This window comes from Pseudomonas sp. GW821-FHT01A09, assembly GCF_058986725.1.
Genome location: NZ_JBYSWB010000024.1, coordinates 62,124 through 82,404, shown reverse-complemented (window position 1 = coordinate 82,404; position 20,281 = coordinate 62,124). Strand labels below are relative to the sequence as shown.

The window sequence follows — 20,281 nt, the reverse complement described above, 5'->3', positions numbered from 1 at the left end:
GAAGGCGTCAGGTGTAGCACCCTGAATCATGTGGTGTGGCCACCGGCCCCTTCGCGAGCAAGCTCTGCTCCTACAGTGGCCTACACCGCAATAACTTGTAGGAGCCGGGCTTGCCCGCGAAGGCGTCAGGCGCAACACCCTGAATCATGTTGTGTGGCTGCCGGCCCCTTCGCGAGCAAGCTCTGCTCCTACAGTGCCGTACACCGCAGTAGCCTGTGGGAGCCGGGCTTGCCCGCGAAGGCGTCAGGTGTAGCACCCTGAATCATGTGGTGTGGCCACCGGCCCCTTCGCGAGCAAGCTCTGCTCCTACAGTGCCCTACGTCACGGGCGATTCAACGCCCCATCCCAGCCGCCACCCAATGCGGCAATCAGCTGCACACTAGCGATCAGGCGGCTTTGCTGCAACGCCAACACCGTGCGTTCATTGCTCAGCGCCGTCGCTTGCACCGTCACCACGTCCAGATAGCCGATCACCCCTGCGCGATACTGGTTGGTGGTCAAGCGCAACGACTGTCGCGCCGCATCCAGCGCCTGCTGGCGTACCCCCGCCTCGTCCTCGTACACCTTCAACTGGCTCAGGTAGTTTTCCACCTCCTGAAAACCGTTGAGCACCGTTTGCCGGTATTGCGCCACGGTCTGGTCGTAGACCGCCTCGGTGCGCTGCACTTCAGCGGCGCGCTGGCCGCCGTCGAACAGGGTCATGGCCAATTGCGGCCCCACCGACCAGAAGCGGTTGGGCAAGGTGATCCAATTGGCAAAGGTACTGCTGCTGTAGCCACCGGCCATGCTCAGGGTCAGGTCCGGATAATAGGCGGTCCTGGCCACGCCGATATTGGCGTTCGCGGCGATCACCGCGCGCTCGGCGGAAGCGATGTCAGGGCGGCGCTCCAGCCACTGTGACGGCACGCCCAAGGGAATCGCCGGCAATTGCGGCACGCTCTGCACCGCCGCTAGGCTGAAGTTCGCCGGCGCCTGCCCGGTGAGCACGGCGATCGCGTTTTCCTGCTGGGCGCGCTGCCAGATCAGGTCGATCAGATCGGCCTGGGTCGACTTCAACTGCGTCTGCGCCTGTGCCACAGCGTCCTGGCCCGAGATGCCAGCCTTGTATTGGTTCTGGGTCAGGGTCAGGGAGCGCTGATAGGTTTCGAGGGTCGATTCCAGCAGACGCTTCTGTTCATCCAGTACCCGCAACTGCAGATAGGCTTGCACCAGTTGCGATTGCAGACTCAGGCGCATCGCGGCCAGATCGGCATAGCTGGCCTGGGCGCTGGCCGTATCGGCCTCCAGGCCGCGGCGCAGGCGCCCCCATACATCGGCCTCCCAACTGACCCCGAGCTGGGTGCTGTAGGTGTCGCGGATACCACTGCTGGAACTGCTCAGGCTCGAACCGCTGCTGCCGGTGCCTTGGCTCGCGCGGTTCTTGCTGGCGTTCAGCGTCAGGCTGGGGAAGAACGCGCCGCGGGCGCTGCGCACCAACGCCACCGCCTGACGGTATTGGGCCTCGTATTGCGCGACCGTCTGGTTCGAGCGGTTGAGCTGTTCCACCAGCCCGTTCAGCTGTGCATCGCCATACAACTCCCACCAGGCACCGCGCGCCAAGGCGTCACTGGGCTGAGCCTGGCGCCAGCCGCTGGCCTCCTTGAACTGCGCAGGCGCGGCGACCGTCGGGCGATGGTAATCCGGCCCCACGGCGCACGCGCTGAGCATCAGCGCGCACAGCGCGAGCCCCACCACGCGCGAGCCGCGGGCCGCGAACAGATGCACCGTCAGGGCCGCGGGCGGGGAATCAGGAAAGCGAGCAGTCATAGCGGAGTTTCCAGGGCAACATCGGTACGCACCCCGCGCCAGCGGTTGACCCGGTGACGAAGGCGATCCAGAGAAAGGTAAACCACCGGGGTGGTGTAAAGCGTCAAAATCTGGCTGAGCACCAGCCCGCCGATGATGGTCAGGCCCAGCGGACGGCGCATCTCGGCCCCGGCCGCCGTGCCCAGCAGCAAGGGCAAGGCGCCGAGGATGGCGGCCATGGTGGTCATCAGGATCGGCCGCAAGCGTTGCAGACAGGCATGGCGGATCGATTGGAGCGGGGTCATGCCCTCGTTGCGCTCCAGTTGCAAGGCCAGGTCGATCATCAGGATGGCGTTTTTCTTCACCACGCCGATCAGCAGGAACAAGCCCAACAACGAAATCAGACTGAATTCCCCGCCAGTCAGGTAAATGGCCAGCAAGGCCCCTACCCCCGCCGACGGCAAGGTGGAGAGGATGGTCAGTGGATGCACATAGCTTTCGTAGAGGATCCCGAGCACCAGGTACACCATCACCAAGGCCCCCAGAATCATCAGCGGCTGGCCGCTTTGAGCCGCGGCGAAGGCACCGCCGGTGCCGCCATTCTTGACGATGATGCTCGATGGCAGGCCGACGCCAGCCAGTGCCCGCTCGATGGCCGCACCGGCCTGATCCAGAGATACGCCTTCGGCCAGATCGAACGAGATGTCTTCCGATGCGAACTGCCCCTCGTGGCTGACCGAGTCGTCCGCCAGGCTGTTCTGGTAATGGGCAATTGCCGACAGCGGCACCGTGGCACCGGACGCAGTGATGATCTGCACTTGATTGAGGGTGATCGGGTCCTGAGCGTACTTGGGGTTGATTTCCATCACCACCTTGTACTGATTGAGGCTGTCGTAGATGGTCGAAACCTGTCGCTGGCTATAGGCGTTGTTGAGTACCGCCGTGACCCTGCTCATGTCGATGCCCAGGCGCTTGGCCTGATCGCGATCGACCACCAGCGTGACCTGGGCAGTGCCATGGCCTTCGCGGGCGTCGATGGCGGTCAGCTGCGGCAGCCCCCGGAACGCCGCCACCACCTTGGGAAACCACAGGCGCAACGCCGCGAGGTCGTCGCTCTGCACCACATAGTTGTACTGCGAAGTCTGCTGGTCGCGGGCGCCGCCGAACTGCAAGTCCTGATCGGCCATCAGGAACAGCCGCGCGCCTGGTACCGGCGGCAGATCCTTGCGCAGTCGATCGATGATCTGCTGGGCGTTGTCGTCGCGCTGCTCGATGGGCTTGAGGCGCACCAGCACCGTGGCGTTGTTGGTGCCGTTGTTGCCACCGATGAAGCCGGCGACGCTGGCCACCGATTTGTCCGCCAGCAAGGCGTGGCGATAGATTTCCATTTTCGGCTGCATCACTGCGAACGACATGCCGTCGTCGCCACGGATGAACCCCATCAATTGCCCGGTATCCTGCTGGGGCAGCAGGGTCTTGGGCACCACCACGTAGAGGGCGATATTGACGCCGATGGTCACCAGCAGCACCAGCAAGGTCAGGCGCGGATGGCGCAGCACCCAGCCCAGGGTGCGGTCGTAGCCGGCCACCAGCCGCTCGTTGAGCCGCGCGCTGGCAAGCTGCAGACGGGTTTCCGTGCCTTTGGTGTGTGGCCGCAGCCAGCGCGAGCAGAGCATCGGGGTCAGCGTCACCGACACCAGCAACGACACCAGCACCGCCGCCGCCAGGGTCACGGAAAACTCGCGGAACAGGCTTTCGACCAGGCCACCCATGAACAGGATCGAGAGGAACACCGCCACCAGCGAGACGTTCATCGCCAGCAAGGTGAAACCCACCTCCCGAGCGCCGTTGTAAGAGGCCTGCAGCGGCGCCTCGCCCTCGTCGATGCGCCGCGAGATGTTCTCCAGCACCACGATGGCATCGTCCACCACCAGCCCGGTGGCGAGGATCAAGGCCATCAAGGAAAGGTTGTTGAGGGAAAACCCGTACAGGTACATCACCGCAAAGGTGCCGACCAGAGACACCGGCACCGCCAGCGACGGGATCACCGAGGCGCGGAAGTTGCCGAGGAACAGGAACACCACCAGGATCACCAGGCCGACGGCGATCAGCAAGGTCAGCTCGGCTTCGTGCAGGTTGGCGGTGATGACCGGCGAGCGGTCCATCGCCAGGTCGAGCTTGACGCTGGCCGGCAGCAGCGACTCCAGCACCGGCAACTGCGCCTTGATCTGCCTGACCGTCTCGATGATGTTGGCGCCGGTCTGGCGGTTGATCACCAGCAACACCGCTGCCTGCTTGTTGAAGAAGCCGGCGTTGTAGCGGTTCTCGACGCCATCGCTGACCCGAGCGACATCCGACAGCCGCAACACCGCACCGTCCTGGGTGCGGATGATCAGCGGTCGATAGTCCTTGGCCTTTTCCAGCTGGTCGTTGGTCTGCACCTGCCAGCTGTTGGCGGCGTCCTCGACGAAGCCGGTGGGCTGGCGCACGTTGGCATTGGCGATGGCGCTGCGCACGTCGTCCAGCGACACGGCGTAATGGCTGAGCGCCTGGGGCTCGAGCTCGACTCGCACCGCCGGCAACGAACTGCCCCCCACCTGCACTTCGCCGACGCCATTCACCTGGGACAGGCTCTGGGACAGGATGGTCGAGGCCAGGTCGTAGAGCTCGCCCTTCTGCAGCACCGTCGAGGTCAACGCCAGCACCATGATCGGCGCTTGCGAGGGGTTGACCTTTTTATAGGTGGGCATGCTGCGCATGCCGCTGGGCAGCAGCGAACGCGAGGCGTTGATGGCGGCCTGGACTTCACGGGCGGCGCCGTTGATGTCGCGCTTGAGATCGAACTGCAGAATCACCCGGGTCGAGCCCTGGGTGGAACGGCTATTGAGGCTGGTGACCCCGGCGATGCTGCCGAAGGCACGCTCGAGTGGCGTAGCGACCGTCGAAGCCATGACCTCGGGGCTGGCGCCGGCCAACTGCGCCGTGACCACGATCACCGGAAAGTCCATCTGCGGCAACGGCGACACCGGCAGCAGCCGGAACGCCACCCCACCCAGCAGCATCACCGCCAGGCTCAGGAGCAGCGTCGCCACGGGGCGGCGAATGAACGGCCCGGAGATGTTCATCGCGCGTCACTCATGGCGCGGCCCTGTCGCTAGCGCGCTGTCATCGCCTTGCGGTTCCTGAGGACGAGTCTTCGGCCGCCAGCGACGGCCCAGTCGATCGAAATACAGGTAGATCACCGGCGTAGTGAACAAGGTCAACACCTGGCTCACCAGCAGCCCGCCGACCATCACCAGGCCCAGTGGCTGACGCAATTCCGCGCCGGAACCTGTTGCCAGCATCAGCGGCACCGCACCGAACAGCGCTGCCAGCGTGGTCATGAGAATGGGCCGAAAACGCAGCAGCGCCGCCTCGAAGATCGCCGTCTGCGGATCGATACCGCGGCTGCGCTCGGCGTCGAGGGCGAAGTCGATCATCATGATGGCGTTCTTCTTGACGATGCCGATCAACAGGATGATGCCGATGATGGCGATCATGCCCAGATCGTTACCGGTGAGGATCAGCGCCAGCAAGGCGCCGACGGCAGCGGATGGCAGCGTCGACAGAATGGTGACCGGGTGAATGAAACTCTCGTAGAGCACCCCGAGCACGATGTACATGGTCACGATGGCCGCCAGGATCAACCACAGGGTGCTCGATAGCGATGCCTGGAAGGCCTGCGCCGCGCCCTGGAATTCGGTACGTACTCCCAGCGGCATGCCGATGTCCTGCTGCACCTGATCGATCAGCGCGACGGCTTCGCCCAGGGATACGCCCTGCGCCAGGTTGAACGACATCATGACCGCCGGGAACTGGCCGATGTGGGCGATCGCCAACTGCGTCTGGCGCTGCTCGATGCGCGCCAGGCTCGACAGCCGGACCTGGCCGCCCGTTGCGGTGGTCGAGGTGTCGGAGTTGGTGCCCGTGGCGGTATTGCTGGTCGAGGTGGCGGCGCCATTGCTGGTCTTGACGTAGATCTGCTCCAGCGCCTGCGGGCCGATCACGCCGCCGTCGGCCGCTTGCAGCACCACACGGTATTGGCTGGCCTGGGTATAGATGGTGGAAATCTGCCGCTGACCGAAGGCGTCGTAAAGCGCATTGGTGATATCGGACACATTGACGCCCAAGCGTTTGGCAGTGTCCCGATCGATGTTCAGGTACAGCTGCAGGCCCTTGTCCTGCAGGTCGCTGGCGACGTCGGTGAGCTGGGGGTGCTGCTTGAGCGCCTGCACCAGGCGGTCGCTCCAGGTGGCGAGCATGTCGGCGTCGGGGGACGACAGGCTGAATTGATACTGGGTCCGGCTGACGCGGTCCTCGATGGTCAGGTCCTGTACCGGCTGCATGAACAGGCGCACGCCCACCTGCGTATCGACCTTGGGCTGCAGGCGGGCGATGATCTGGCTGGCGGTGAGGCTGCGCTGATCATGGGGCTTGAGGTTGATGAGCAAGCGCCCGCTGTTGAGCGTGGCGTTGTCGCCATCGACGCCGATGTACGACGACAGGCTATCGACATCCGGGTCTTGCAGGATGATGTCCGCCAGCGCTTGCTGGCGCTGGCTCATGGCCTTGAACGAAATTGCCTGGGGCGCCTCGGAAATACCCTGGATCACGCCGGTGTCCTGCACCGGGAAGAAGCCCTTGGGCACCAGGATGTAGAGCACCACGGTCAGGCCCAACGTGGCGACGGCCACCAGCAGGGTGAGTGGCTGATGCCGCAGCACCCAGCGCAGGCCGTGGCTGTAGCGTTCGATCAGCCAGTCGATCCACAGCCCGCTGGCCCGGTAGAAACGCCCCTGCTCGTGGGGTTGCGGTTCACGTTTGAGCAGTCGCGCGCACATCATCGGCGTCAGGGTCAGGGACACCACCAGCGAAATCAGGATCGCTACCGCCAGGGTGATGGCGAACTCGCGGAACAAGCGCCCCACCACGTCGGCCATGAACAGCAACGGAATCAGCACCGCGATCAGCGACAGGGTGAGGGACACCAGGGTGAAACCGATCTGCCGGGCGCCCTTGAGCGCTGCCTGCATCGGTGTTTCGCCCTCCTCGATATGCCGGGAGATGTTTTCCAGCATGACGATGGCGTCGTCCACCACGAAGCCTGTGGCGATGGTCATGGCCATCAGCGTCAGGTTATTGATGGAGAAACCCGCCAGGTACATCACCCCGAAGGTTCCGATCAGCGACAGCGGCACCGCTACCGACGGAATCAGTGTGGCGCTGGCACGGCGCAAGAAGATGAAGGTCACCATCACCACCAGGGCGATAGCGATGAACAGCTCGAGCTGCACATCCTTGACCGAGGCGCGGATGGTCTGGGTGCGATCGGTCAGTACGGTGACATCGAAGCCGGCGGGCAGGTTGTCGGTAATCGAGGGCAGTACCGCCTTGATGCGATCGACCACCTCGATGACGTTGGCGCCTGGCTGGCGCTGGATATTCAGCAGCACCGCCTGGTTCTTGTTGGCCCAGGCCGCGAGGCGTTCGTTCTCGGCACCGTCGGCGATCTCGGCAACGTCCTTGAGTCGCAGCGGCGAGCCGTTGCTGTAGGCGAGAATGAGGTTGGCGTATTCCTGCGGCGAGCGCAGCTGGTCGTTGGCATCGAGCATCGCCACCCGCGTCGGGCCGTCGAAATTGCCCTTGGGCTGGTTGACGTTGGAGGCACCGATCAAGGTGCGCACATCCTCCAGATTGAGGCCGTGGGCTGCCAGCGCCTGGGTGTTAACCTTGATCCGTACCGCCTGGCGCTGGCCGCCGGCGATGGTGACCATGCCGACGCCCGACACCTGCGCCAGCTTCTGCGCCATACGGGTGTCGACCAGGTCGTTGAGCTTGGGCAGCGGCATGGTTTTCGAGCTGACCGCGACCGTCAACACCGGGGTATCGGCCGGATTGACCTTGTTGTACACCGGTGGCGCCGGCAGATCGCTGGGTAGCAGGTTGGTGGCGGCGTTGATGGCGGCCTGCACTTCCTGCTCGGCGACGTCCATATTGATGTCGAGACTGAACCGCAGGGTCAGCACCGAAGCACCGCCGGAACTGGTCGAGGCCATCTGCTGCAGGCCCGGCATCTGCCCGAACTGGCGCTCCAGCGGCGCCGTCACCGCGCTGGTCATCACATGGGGGCTGGCGCCGGGGTACAGCGTCATGACCCGGATGGTCGGGTAATCCACCTGGGGCAGCGCCGCCACCGGCAGCAGCCGATAGGCCAAGGCACCCGCAAGGATGATGGCCAGCATGCTCAGGGTGGTGGCGACCGGGCGCAGGATGAACAGGCGGGAGAGGTTCATGCGCCGCGCTTGCCTTCACCGACGTTCGCGTCCTTGCCTTGCAGATGCTGGCGCGGCTCCGTGGGCACCTGACTCGGATCGTTGACCACCTCTACGACGTTGCCATCGCGCAGGCGATCGGTGCCTTCGAGCACCACCCGTTCGCCGGCCTTGAGGCCATCGACGATGACCGTCGACGAGCCGTCGCTGGCGCCGAGTTTGAGCTGGCGCAGGCTGACCTTCTTGTCCTCTCCGACCACGTAGACATAACTGCCATCGGTGCCGAACTGGATCGCCGCACTCGGCGCCAGCACGACATTCTTCAGGGTATTGGCGAGCAGACGGATATTGACGAACTGATTGGGGAACAGCGCCTCGTCACGGTTCTCGAAGCGCGCCTTGAACTTCAAGGTGCCGGTGGTGATATCGATCTGGTTGTCGAGGCTGGCCAGCACGCCGGTGGCCTGCAGCTTGGCATCGCCACGGTCCCAGGCCTCGGCGGGTAGCGTGGCGCCACTGTGATAGCGCTCCAGCACCGGGTTGAGCTCGGCTTCCGGCAGGGTGAACACCACGGTGATCGGCTGCATCTGGGTGATGACCGCCAGTGCGGTGGTGTCATTGGCGGCTACCAGGTTGCCGACGTCCAACTGGCGCAGCCCGACGCGGCCGCTGATCGGCGAGCGAATCTGAGTGAAATCGAGATTGAGCCTGGCATCGTTGACTGCGGCCTCGTTGGTCTTGATGGTGCCCTGATACTGCCCCACCAGCGATGCCTGGGTGTCGAGGGTCTGCTTGGCGATGCTGTCCTCTTTGAACAGCCCTTGATAACGCTGCAGGTCGATCTGGGCGTTCTTGAGCAACGCCTGATTCTGCGCCAGGGTGCCTTGCGCCTGCTGCAGGGCGATCTGGTAGCTGCGCGGGTCGATCTGCGCCAACAGATCGCCGGCCTTGACCACTTGCCCTTCCTGATAATTGACCTTGACCAGCTCCCCGGCAACGCGGCTGCGCACGCTCACGGTGTTGGTCGATGTCACTGTCCCCAGCGCTTTGTAATAGACCGGGAAATCGCCCTGGGTGACCGCCGCGACGCGCACCGGCGTGGGCTCCTCCGAACCGCCGAAGCCGGGCCGGCCCGGTCCGCCTGCGCGACGCCCGGAGTGCCCGCCATGGCTGCCCGCCGCAGCGCTGTGGCCAGCGCCGGTTTCACTGGTTTCAGCGCGGTGCGCCCAGTACCACCAGGCAGCGCCCGCCAGCCCCAGTAATAGCACCACGAACAACAGCCAGCGAAGGGGGAAACGGCGCGAATCGGACGATTGCATGGGGTGGACGACCCTTGTTCAAGAAGGCTATTACATTCAGAGGGATGCAAGATAAGCATTGATACGTATTTAGCAAAGCTCCTTTACTGGCAATTTACGTATCGATAGATGTCAGCGGGTTGATTTCCCTCGCCAGTACTAGGCCATTACGGGACGGACGGGCGTCGCACAAATAAAAACGGCCTGGCAAATAGGCCAGGCCGTCGCTGTGCTCGCGCGAATTACTTGAGCACGGCCAGCGCCGCTTCGTAATCAGGTTCTTGCTTGATTTCGGGCACCAGTTCGCTGTGCAGGACTTTGTCGTTTTCGTCCAGTACCACCACGGCGCGCGCGGTCAGCCCTTTGAGCGGACCGGAGGCGATGGCCACACCGTAGCTGCTGGCGAAGTCAGCAGCCCGGAAAGTCGAGAGGTTCTTGACGTTTTCCAGGCCTTCGGCGCCGCAGAAACGCGCTTGGGCAAAAGGCAGGTCCGCAGAGACGCACAGCACGACAGTGTTGGCCAGTTCGTTGGCTTGAGCGTTGAACCTGCGCACCGAGGTGGCGCAGGTCGGCGTGTCGACGCTCGGGAAGATATTGACGACTTTGCGCTTGCCGGCGAAGGTCGCCAGGGTCGCTTCGGACAGATCACCAGCGACCAGGGTGAAGGCCGGTGCCGCAGCACCCGGTTGCGGCAGTTGACCATCAACGGTGATCGGGTTGCCACCAAGCGTCACTTGAGCCATGAACGGATTCCTTCTGGTTGTTTGGGAAAGAGGCAAAGTTAACCACGATTCCCGTGACCAAGAAAGCCGGTCACTATCGCCGCCCGGGACGCAGGCGCGGACAGTCGGCGCCTGCGGGGCCTTTGCAGCGGTAAAGCCGATCAGCTGGCCTTGGCGTGCGGCACCGACTTGCGATCAAGTTGTTCATGCAATCGACCCACCAGCTGCAGGATCGCACGACTGCTGCTGAACTGCTCATGGGTAATCCCGCTGACACACAGGTCGAGCAATCCGGTATCGGGGTTGTGAATCATGATCTTCAAGGTGTTCCCCTCTTCCTCCAGGCACTCGCACCTGAGGGGCAGAAACTCCGACTCGATGATCTGGCGCATTTCCAACGGACATAAACCTAACGCTTGCATGATGGCGGTCCTCAGGCAGTGATTCGACGCGGCAGGCAGGGCCTGCACTAGTCTTCTGGTATATACCTGTCAGCCATGGACCGCAAAAGCCCCAGCACCCGCAGCGTCGGCAATCGCACGAGGGTTGATCCAGATCAGGCAACCTGGCGACCAAGCTCCCATCAACAACCGATTCAGCAGGCAGATAAACCAAGACGACCACTTGTCTGGTTTCCCCATGGCTCTTCAGCGCAAGGCTTCACCCGGCGTCGCCTCCAGCGGCGCACCAAGCTGCAACAGATCGATCAACGCCCGAGCATCGTAGGGCGCGCGTACCTTGACGTCATTGTCGAAATAGCAGAACACCTCGCGCGACTGGCGCTTGGCATTCTTTGCCGAACCGATAGTGACGGCATCGCTGACCTGCCCGCCCGCCGCCCAGCGTTCGATACGCCAACGCCAGTGTTCAAGCGCGTCCTTCGAATAGCCGCTTTTGTACAGTTCGGCATCGCCATGCAAGCGCATATAGACGAAATCCGCCGTAAGGTCTTCCGCGTAGGGCCATTTGCCTGCAGTGTCGGCTATCACCAGCGCCACCTCGTACTTTCGCAACAAGGCGACAAATTCCGCGACGGCAAAGCTGGCGTGGCGAATCTCCACCGCGTGACGCAACCTGCCCCGCTTGGGGATATCCAGATAGCCCGGCTTGCGCAACCGCTCGTCACAGCCCTCGGCACACTGGCGCGCCTGGGCAAACGTGTGCGGCAGCAGCTTGAGAAAAGCCTCGAAACGCTCGGCATCGAATTTGAAGCTCGGTGGAAACTGCCACAGCAACGCCCCGAGCTTCTCCTTGAGCTGTAACACCCCCGAGGCGAAAAAATTCGCCAGCGGCGTTTCGACCTCGCGCAACCGCCGCGTGTGGGTGATGTAACGCGGCCCCTTGACGCTGAAGACAAAGCCCTGGGGCGCTTCGCTGTACCACTGGGCATATCGCTCGGGAGTCTGCAGGGCATAGAACGAACCATTGATTTCGATACTGCTGACCGCTCGCGAGGCGAAGTGCAGTTCGTTCTTCTGCGTCAGGCCTTCGGGATAGAAGTCCTTGCGCCACGGCGCGTAGCGCCAACCTGAAATACCAATGTGCACGCCGGCCATACGCTTCTCCGCCTTGGGGTATTAAAGGTCCGACCCGGGCTGCAGACGGCCAGTTCACTCCCAAACCCTGGAGCCCCGGTTCGGTCGGCGGCCATGCGCAAGAAAATAATCCGAACCACGGACGCTCAGTCCAGTCACATCTTTCAGATTCGATCCGGAGCTTGCAGGCATGAGCGCTGCAGGGCAGCGCAACGGTACCCGACTTTGCCAGAGTGCGGCGTCGTGCCAACGCTCTGACCCCGGGCAACCCGCGCATCACTGCCATCGGCCATGTGCATGTCCAGACAGCAGTCCCCTACCGTCCCCCATCGTCGCCCGCGACGGAGCCGTTGGAGCCGCTACAGATGAACCAGATCGCCCACAGTGTAAAATCCGCGCTCGCTCACAGCGATGCGGCCCAACGCTATCAGCACGTGCGTCGCTACACCGAACAATTGATCGCGCCCTTGAGCCCCGAAGACCTGGTCGTGCAGTCCATGCCCGATGCCAGCCCCGGCAAATGGCACTTGGCGCATACCACCTGGTTTTTCGAAACCTTCCTGCTGCAGCCCAACGTGGCCGATTACCGCCCGTTCGACGCGCACTTCGCCTACCTGTTCAACTCTTATTACGAGGCCGTAGGCCCCCGCCAGCCACGCCCGCAGCGCGGCATGATGACCCGGCCGACGCTCGATCAGGTGCTGGCCTACCGCACCTATGTCGACCTGCACATGCAGGACCTGCTGCAAACCACCCTGAACGAAGAAGCCAGCGAACTGTTCGAGCTCGGCCTGGCTCACGAGCAGCAGCACCAGGAGTTGCTGCTCATGGACACCCTGCATCTGTTCAGCCTGTCTTCGCTCAAGCCTGCCTACGATGCGCTGTGGCCACGGGACAAGCCGGGGCGCAAGGGCAAGTGGCGCGCGCTGGACGGCGGGCTGCAGGATATCGGTCATCGCGGCGAAGGTTTCTCGTTCGACAACGAGAGCCCCCGTCACAAGGTCTGGCTCGAGCCCTTCGAGATCAGCGATCGCCTGGTCACCAACGGCCAATGGTTGGCATTCATCGAAGCAGGCGGTTATCAGCAAGCCAACTGGTGGCTGTCCGAAGGCTGGGCGACGGTTCAAGCCCAAGAGTGGCAGGCACCGTTCTATTGGTACCGCCAAGGGGATGAATGGCATGAGTTCACCCTGCGCGGCCTGCACCCACTGGACCTGAATGCACCGGTGACCCATGTCAGCTACTTCGAAGCCGCCGCCTACGCCCACTGGGCCGAGGCGCGCCTGCCCACCGAAGCCGAATGGGAAGTCGCGGCCCATGCAGGGCTGCTGGAGCAGATCGACACGGTCGGCTGGCAGTGGACCCAGAGCGCCTACAGCGCCTACCCGGGCTTTCGCCCCGCTGCCAGCGCAGTGGGCGAATACAACGGCAAGTTCATGATCAATCAGATGGTGCTGCGCGGTGGCGCCAGCGTCACCAGCCCCGACCACGCGCGGCCTGCCTATCGCAACTTCTTCGCCCCCAACTTGCGCTGGATGTTCAGCGCCGTGCGCCTCGCCAGGGATACCCGCCCTGCCCTGTGCAACGGCCCTGAAACCGAGGGCCAGAGTGAGGAGCGCAAAGCGTTCGCTGCGGATGTTATCGTCGGCCTGTCGGCGCCACAGAAGAGCCTGTCGCCCAAGTATTTCTACGACACCCTCGGCTCGCAGCTCTTCGAGGACATCTGCGAAGCGCCGGAATACTATCCGACCCGCGCCGAAGCAGCACTGCTGACCCGCGTGGCCGGGCAAATGGCCGCCTTGATCCCGGACGATGCCGCCTTGATCGAATTCGGCAGCGGCGCCAGCGAGAAGACTCGACTGCTGCTCGATGCCACCCCGCAGCTGGGCGCCTATGTGCCGATCGACATCTGCCCGAACGCGTTGCAGCGTGCCAGCGAGCAACTGCGCAGCGCCTATCCGAAGCTGCAGATCGTGCCGCAGGTGGGCGACTTCAGCAAAGTCATGCACCTGCCCGAAGTGACCCGCGAGCGAGCCCGAGTGGGCTTCTTCCCGGGTTCGACCCTGGGCAACTTCACCCACGATCAGGCCGTAGACTTCCTGCGCGCGACCCACCACCTGCTGGGCCGCGGCGCACGCTTCATCATCGGTGTCGACATGGTCAAGGACAGCGCCATCCTCGAAGCCGCCTATGACGATGCCGGGCAAGTGACAGCGCGGTTCAACAAGAACCTGCTGACCCGCATGAACCGCGAGCTGGACGCCGACTTCGATCTCGACACCTTCGCCCACAAGGCGCTGTGGAACCCCGAGCTGGCTCGGATCGAGATGCACCTGGTGAGCCAGCGCGACCAGATCGTCCATGCAGCCGGGCAGGCATTCGCCTTCAAGGCTGGCGAATCGCTGCATACCGAGAACTCGCACAAGTTCACCGTACAGTCCTTCACCGCAATGGCCGCCCAGGCCGGCTGGAAAGTCAGCCACCAGTGGCTGAGCGACGACCCACAAGTAGCGCTGTTCTGCCTGGCCTAGGCCGGAGGGTAACCGCCGAGCGATCAAATGGAATTATTTGAAGCACGTCACACTCTGTACTGCATCACAAGGAGGATTCACAGCACCATGAACAGCGCAAAACTCTTCGTCATCGACTACACCCTCCACGGGGCGCCGAAATCCTTTGTGATTCGTGCCGCAAACATGGACAACGCCGAAGCCTGGCATTGGGCGAGTTGTGACGCGGGCGTTGGCCGCATCGGCAAATTCGGCCGCGAGCAGGTCAAGAAGACCAGCAAGCCGATCGCCGAGAAGTTCGGTATCGAAGAGGTGCACTGGCGCCAAGCCTGAACCCGATACCTGTAGCGAGGGGGCTTGCCCCCGATAGGGTGTGTCAGTGGTATTGGTCGCGGCTGCACGCTTTTTCGGGGGCAAGCCCCCTCGCTACATCGGTGAGTAATGCGTCTAGCCCGGGAACCCCAGCTCCAGCGCAGGGTCGGTTCTTACTGAACCCTTTCACCGGAGCTGCCTACGCATGGATCATCTGTTGCCCGAACGCTGGCTCGATAAACTGCCCATGCCCTGGCTGGCCACCCTCGCCGCCGCCCTTGTCGCCGTCATCGTCATTCTATTGATCCGCTGGATCGGCCTGGTCGTCCTGCGCCGCCTCTCCAAACCCTTCTTGCTCGCTCAGCAGCTGCTGCACAACGCCGAGCAGCCCTCGCTGTGGCTGATGCCGTTGCTGGCACTGCAATCGGTGTGGACCTCGGCCGACGACGATCTGCTGCTAATCAAGAGCGTGCGCCACGTCAACGGCCTGCTGGTCACCGCCGCAGTGATCTGGCTCGCCCTGCGCTTCGTGCGCGCCGTCGCTCACACCATCGCCCTGCGCAACCCGCTGGAAGTCGAAGACAACCTCAATGCCAGGCGCATCCAGACCCAGGTGCGGGTGCTGGTGCGCTGCCTCAACGTGCTGGTCATCCTGTTCGGCAGCGGCCTGATCCTCATGAGCTTCCCGGCCGTGCAGCAGATCGGCACCAGCCTGCTGGCCTCGGCCGGGCTCGCCGGGCTGGCTGCCGGCTTTGCCGCCAAGCCGGTGCTGGGCAACCTGATCGCCGGGCTGCAGATCGCCATCAGCCAGCCCATCCGCCTCGATGACGTGGTCATCGTCGAAGGCGAATGGGGGCGCATCGAGGAAATCACCGGCAGCTACGTGGTGGTCAAGATCTGGGACGAGCGCCGCCTGGTGGTACCGCTCACCTACTTCATCGAAAAGCCTTTCCAGAACTGGACCCGCGCCAGCGCCAGGATCATCGGCTCGGTGTTCCTCTGGGTCGACTATTCCATGCCGCTCGAAGCCCTGCGTGAAGAGGCCAAGCGCGCCTGCGACGAGATCCCTCATCTGTTCGATGGACGCGTCTTCGTGCTGCAGGTCACCGACACCAGCGAGAAAACCATGCAGATACGCATCCTTCTCAGCTCGCTGGATTCATCCAGGAACTTCGATGCGCGCTGTCACGTGCGCGAGCGTCTGATCGCCTTCGTCAATCATCAATATCCCGAATGCCTGCCGCAGCTTCGTGCCGAAATGTCGACAAAAACGGCGCGGCCGAACCCGCAAGAGCCTGATATGACTCATGAGATCGAACGTCAGCCACCGGTGTGATTATTCTTGTGGGAGTCCGCACGAACGCGCTGGACGGGGTGTAGCGGGTACAACCGTGTTGCTGCTTCGACTTACAGAGCTTGATCGTTGGCGATCATCGCCTGAACCACGACGCCTTTCTGTGCGTCGGTCAGCTCATCCCAGCAGTGCACTTTGACGTAGTAGCACAAGCCACCAACGATGTAGAACGCCAGGCCGGCGATGATAGCGATGGCGGTTTTCGACAGACGACCTTCGCTGTCTTCATAGCTGCTGTAGGACTCTTCGCGCGGCTGCGCGGTGAAGCCTTGCAGTACGCGTCTGGCAAATTGAAACAGGTACAACAGAACGATGCGCCCCATGGCTGAAATTTCACCTCGATTGAATGGAACGGTGGCGATGAAGGCGTGTCTGACCTTCCGATCGCGAGAAATGCCATGAAAAGGCCATTAGCCCCGTGGCAGTTGTATGATAACTGATTTGATTTTCGGTTTCGAACATGATGCAAGGTATTGCGACGGACGTGCTGCGACAAATTGACATCCACGTGCGACCTGAATCGGTGCACCTGAACCGCCCTGTCGTAACATCGGGGGGCGTTTTCAACTGCGACAGACAAATATCGACATTTTATTGACTACGATTCGAGCTTCCGACTGTCGAACTCATCACGATATAGTCACAATCTCTCCTTATATTTCTAGGAGTTATTGGCGACAGGGATATAACTCGTGTAAATTGGCGCCACTACCGCAATCTGCGGCCCGCAAATTGCTTATTGACAAATGACGGTTGATTGACGCTTTCGTCATCCTGCCTCACCCCAAAAATGATTTTTTATTCACAAGGTTCATACGAATCTTGTGGCGGTAGCGTGGTTGATCGCCTGATCCCGACGCGCACCACTCGTCTTGTGTGCCCTGCCCGCTGTTGTCGCTCCACTAACCTCTCTATCTGGCCTGTTTCAGGATTTACTGCCCTGTGTCAGCGGCCTTTGTCGTTCGCATTCGGGCCTTACGCCACATCAGCACAGGACGCCATGATGAAAAAGTTGATCGGAGCTCTGCTTGTTTCCCATTGCCTGTTGGCAGCAGTTGAGGTCGAAGCCGATGCACTCGTGCCCTACGGTAACGGATTGCCATTGGTGCACATGAATGTCGCAGGGCCTGGCTTCAACGACCGGGTGCTGCCCGGGCGTAATGGTTACGACTATGCGTTCCCCGCCAGCGACTATCTGGATCGCTGGCAGACCCGCGGCATCCGCATCATCCGCCTGTCTGTGCTGTGGGAACGACTGCAGCCGGTGCCTGATAAAGAGTTGAATACGGAATATGCCCAAAGCATCGACAAATTCCTCAACCAGGCAGCCAAGCGCAACATGGGCGTCATTCTCGACATCCACAACTATGGTCGCTACTACCAGAAGGTCATCGGTACCGCCGACGTGCCCCTGTCGTACTACCAGAGCTTCATGCGCCGAGTGGCCCATCGTTGGAAAGACACACCTGGCCTGGTGGGCTATGACTTGATGAACGAACCCTATGGCGACGCCGACGCTTACTGGCCAGCCGTCGCTCAGGCCGGCATCAATGGGGTTCGCGCCTCCGATCCGCTCAAGGCTATTTATGTGGAAGGCAAGTCGTGGTCCAACGCCCTGAACTGGCCGACCCTCAACGGTGATCTGCTGCTGCTCAAGGATCCTGCCAACAATCTGGTGTTCTCGGCACACATGTATGCCGACGTCGACGCCAGCGGCACTTACCAGACCGCCATTGCAGCCAACTTCGACCCGGACCTGGCCGTCAACCGCGTCAAGCCCTTCGTCGAGTGGCTAGCGCGTAACAATCGCCGCGGGCAGCTGGGTGAGTTTGGCGTTCCCAACGACCCTCGTTACCTGCAAGCCATGGATCGGTTACTGACCTACCTGCATACCAAGTGCGTGCCACTGGCGTACTGGGCTGCCGGCCCGCTATGGGGCAACTATGCGTTGTCGATCGAACCTGACGGCAAGGTCGACAAACCGCAGTGGGCCGTCGTAGGCCCCCATGTGACCCAGGCCAATAGCTGCAAATGACACCACAATTCAAGCAGCGCCCCGGCGCTGCCGTAACGCCCTTCGTCGTTTCCTGACCTGATCGAATCAAGCCGCGTCCCTTCGCGCCGTCCTGCCATGCCCCTGTCGGTACCCGCCCCTGTGTGCGGGTAGCTGTCCTATTGATGAGAGCCCAAGCTATGCAAACCAATGTTCGCGTGATGTCCCCTGCTGTGAATGTCCATCGCGCCGATAGCGCCCCCGGCAATATCGACCTGATGCAACTGGCCGCGACCGTCTGGCGCAGAAAATGGCCGATCATCGGTTGCACGGTGGTGGTTGCCGCTGCGACCGCCTTCGTGGCACTGCAGATGGCGCCGGTATTCGAGGCCACCACGACGCTGATGGTGACCGAGAAGAACGCCAAGGTGGTGTCCTTCGACCCCAATACCGCCAGTGACTCCAACGCAGCGAATCAGTACCTGGAAAGCCAGTTCGAACTGATGAAGTCGCGCACCACCGCCAACAAGGTCGTGGACCAGTTGGGGCTCGCGCAATATCCGGAGTTCGATCAGAGCAAGCACCCGTCGATCAAGCAGCAGGTCACCACCTGGCTGCAGAGCCACGGCATCGGCGGCTCCTGGCTCAAGGCTGAAGATGTGGCGCCGACCCCGGATCAGGTCGCCAACAACGTCACTCGCCAATTCCAGAGCCGGGTCAACATCGCGCAGCTCGGCAAGAGCCAATTGGTGCAGATTCAAGTCGACATGACCGATCCGGTCATGGCCGCCAAGGCCGCCAACGCCCTGGCCAATGCCTATATGGAAAGCCAGCTGCAAGCCGCCATCGGCGCGTCGGGCACCGCCAGCGCCTGGATGAACAGCCGCCTGGGCGAGCTGGGCGCCAAGCTCAAGGACTCCGAAGAACGCCTGCAGCAGTATCGCGATGCCGAAAACCTGGTCGACGTGCAGGGTGTCAGCACCGTGAGCGCCGCACAGCTGTCGGTCACCGGCGAAAAAATGATCGAAGCCCGTCGTCAACGCGCCGAGGCTGAAAGCCAGTACCGTCAGGTGCAAAGCAACCAGGCCGGCGGCTGGGAGAAGCTGGTCAGCCTGCCTGCCGTTCTGGCCGACCCGCTGGTACAGAAATTCCGCGCGCAGCAGGCCGAGGCCCAAGGCAAGGCCGACGAACTGTCGCGCCGCTATGGCCCGCGCCACCCGGCCATGGAAGCCGCCAACTCCGACGTCGCTGCCGCGACAAGCAGCCTCAAGGCGCAGGTCGAGCAAGTGGTCGCCAGCATCCAGCGCAATTACCAACTGGCCCAGGCCAACGAAGGTTCGCTGGTGTCCTCGTTCAACGACAACAAGTCGCAGATCCAGGACATCTCCCGCAAGGAATTCAAGCTGCGCGAACTGCAGCGTGAAGTCGATGGCGACCGCGCCCTTTATGAGACCTTCGCCACCCGTCTGCGCGAAACCTCGGCGACGTCCGATCTGGGCAGCGCCAGCATTCGCGTCGTCGACCCGGCGATCACGCCGATGGTACCGGTGCGTCCGAACAAGCCGCTGATCGTCGCCCTGGCCGCGGTCCTGACCTTGATCCTGGGCAGCGCCCTGGCCTTGATCATGGAAGCGCTGAACAAGACCTTCAAGACCATCGAACAGGTCGAAAACCGCCTCAACGTACCGGTGCTGGGCATCGTGCCGAAAACCAAGCTGAACAAGAAACGCCACCCCGGCATCCTCTTCGGCGATGTGACCGAGCAGCGTTTCAGCGAATCCATCCGCACCATCCGCACCGGCGTGATCCTCAACACCATCGAGAAAGCCGAGCAAGTCATCCTGGTGACCTCTTCGGTTCCTCGTGAAGGCAAGTCGACCTTCTCGATCAACTTCGCCGGTGCCATGGGCCAATTGAAAAAGACCCTGATCGTCGACGTCGACCTGCGCCGTCGCAGCCTGGCCGCCATGCTCGGCTCGCCGGTCAACGGCGTCGGCCTGACGGACCTGGTCAACGGTCAAGCGTCCATCGAGGCGTGCATCCAGACCAAGGACGGCTTCGACTTCCTCGCCGCCGGTACTCAGGTGTCGAACCCGCTGGAGATGCTGTCTTCGCGCGCTTTCATGAATACCCTGAAGGTCCTCAAGGAGCGCTACGACACTATCATCATCGACTCCCCGCCGACCCACGCGGTCAGCGACGCACTGGTGCTGTCGTACTTCGCCGACTCGGTGATCTACATCATCAAGGCCGCTTCCACCTCGGCACGTCTGGCGGAAAAAGGCCTTGATCGCCTGGCGCAGGAAAACGCACCGCTGCGTGGCGTGGTCCTCAACCAGGTCGACATCAAGAAGTCCTTGCAGAACGGCGGCCGCTTCGACGGCTTCTACGACTACTACGACTACAGCGCCCTGCCCAACCCTGACAAAAGCTCCGCCAAGACGATCTGAATCACTGGGGT

Annotated in this window: 12 protein-coding genes and 1 pseudogene; 5 read left to right on the top strand and 8 right to left on the bottom strand. The window is 62.5% G+C overall.

The features are described from left to right. Positions 1 to 321 precede the first annotated feature (321 nt). The 7 genes and pseudogenes from AC3WJP_RS22655 to AC3WJP_RS22625 all read right to left on the bottom strand — a co-directional run bounded on the left by AC3WJP_RS22655 (position 322) and on the right by AC3WJP_RS22625 (position 11,672). Positions 322 to 1,806, bottom strand: coding sequence for an efflux transporter outer membrane subunit (locus tag AC3WJP_RS22655; RefSeq protein WP_493722823.1), 1,485 nt, complete (start codon positions 1,804 to 1,806; stop codon positions 322 to 324). Continuing rightward, positions 1,803 to 4,910, bottom strand: coding sequence for an efflux RND transporter permease subunit (locus tag AC3WJP_RS22650; protein WP_493722824.1), 3,108 nt, complete (start codon positions 4,908 to 4,910; stop codon positions 1,803 to 1,805). The genes AC3WJP_RS22655 and AC3WJP_RS22650 overlap by 4 nt, the downstream gene beginning before the upstream one ends. 78 nt (positions 4,911 to 4,988) lie before the next feature. Beyond that, positions 4,989 to 8,117: pseudogene (locus AC3WJP_RS22645) on the bottom strand (MdtB/MuxB family multidrug efflux RND transporter permease subunit); the annotation flags it as partial. After that, entirely contained in the window at positions 8,114 to 9,415 is a 1,302-nt protein-coding gene (locus AC3WJP_RS22640) for an MdtA/MuxA family multidrug efflux RND transporter periplasmic adaptor subunit (protein ID WP_493722825.1), read from the bottom strand. The gene AC3WJP_RS22640 and the pseudogene AC3WJP_RS22645, both read right to left, overlap by 4 nt. Positions 9,416 to 9,636: 221 nt before the next feature. Beyond that, complete coding sequence (tpx, locus tag AC3WJP_RS22635) at positions 9,637 to 10,137, bottom strand: thiol peroxidase (protein WP_493722826.1); 501 nt, start codon at positions 10,135 to 10,137, stop codon at positions 9,637 to 9,639. 140 nt (positions 10,138 to 10,277) lie between these two features. Continuing rightward, complete coding sequence (locus tag AC3WJP_RS22630; protein WP_493722827.1) at positions 10,278 to 10,538, bottom strand: DUF1652 domain-containing protein; 261 nt, start codon at positions 10,536 to 10,538, stop codon at positions 10,278 to 10,280. A 225-nt stretch (positions 10,539 to 10,763) separates the two neighbouring features. After that, on the bottom strand, positions 10,764 to 11,672 hold the full coding sequence (locus AC3WJP_RS22625) for a DUF72 domain-containing protein (protein WP_493722828.1): 909 nt from the start codon (positions 11,670 to 11,672) through the stop codon (positions 10,764 to 10,766). Positions 11,673 to 12,016: 344 nt separating this feature from the next. Here AC3WJP_RS22625 and egtB point away from each other — a divergent pair, with 344 nt between their 5' ends. From egtB to AC3WJP_RS22610, 3 genes are all read left to right on the top strand, one after another. Continuing rightward, entirely contained in the window at positions 12,017 to 14,182 is a 2,166-nt protein-coding gene (gene egtB / locus AC3WJP_RS22620; RefSeq protein ID WP_493722829.1) for an ergothioneine biosynthesis protein EgtB, read from the top strand. Positions 14,183 to 14,269: 87 nt separating this feature from the next. Next, positions 14,270 to 14,494 carry a DUF6555 family protein gene (locus tag AC3WJP_RS22615; RefSeq protein ID WP_493722830.1) on the top strand — a complete coding sequence of 75 codons (225 nt, stop codon included), beginning with the start codon at positions 14,270 to 14,272 and terminating at the stop codon, positions 14,492 to 14,494. A gap of 184 nt (positions 14,495 to 14,678) precedes the next feature. After that, entirely contained in the window at positions 14,679 to 15,809 is a 1,131-nt protein-coding gene (locus AC3WJP_RS22610) for a mechanosensitive ion channel family protein (RefSeq protein WP_493722831.1), read from the top strand. A 71-nt stretch (positions 15,810 to 15,880) separates the two neighbouring features. Here the strand turns inward: AC3WJP_RS22610 and AC3WJP_RS22605 are convergent, their stop codons facing one another. Further along, on the bottom strand, positions 15,881 to 16,150 hold the full coding sequence (locus AC3WJP_RS22605; RefSeq protein WP_493722832.1) for a hypothetical protein: 270 nt from the start codon (positions 16,148 to 16,150) through the stop codon (positions 15,881 to 15,883). A 680-nt stretch (positions 16,151 to 16,830) separates the two neighbouring features. On the opposite strand from AC3WJP_RS22605, the gene AC3WJP_RS22600 reads away from it, so the two are divergent. Together AC3WJP_RS22600 and AC3WJP_RS22595 are read left to right on the top strand one after the other, a co-directional pair. Then, entirely contained in the window at positions 16,831 to 17,862 is a 1,032-nt protein-coding gene (locus tag AC3WJP_RS22600; protein WP_493722833.1) for a glycoside hydrolase family 5 protein, read from the top strand. Positions 17,863 to 18,020: 158 nt separating this feature from the next. Then, positions 18,021 to 20,270: a GumC family protein gene (locus tag AC3WJP_RS22595; protein WP_493722834.1), complete on the top strand. Its 2,250-nt coding sequence runs from the start codon at positions 18,021 to 18,023 to the stop codon at positions 20,268 to 20,270. The last annotated feature ends 11 nt before the right edge of the window (positions 20,271 to 20,281 follow it).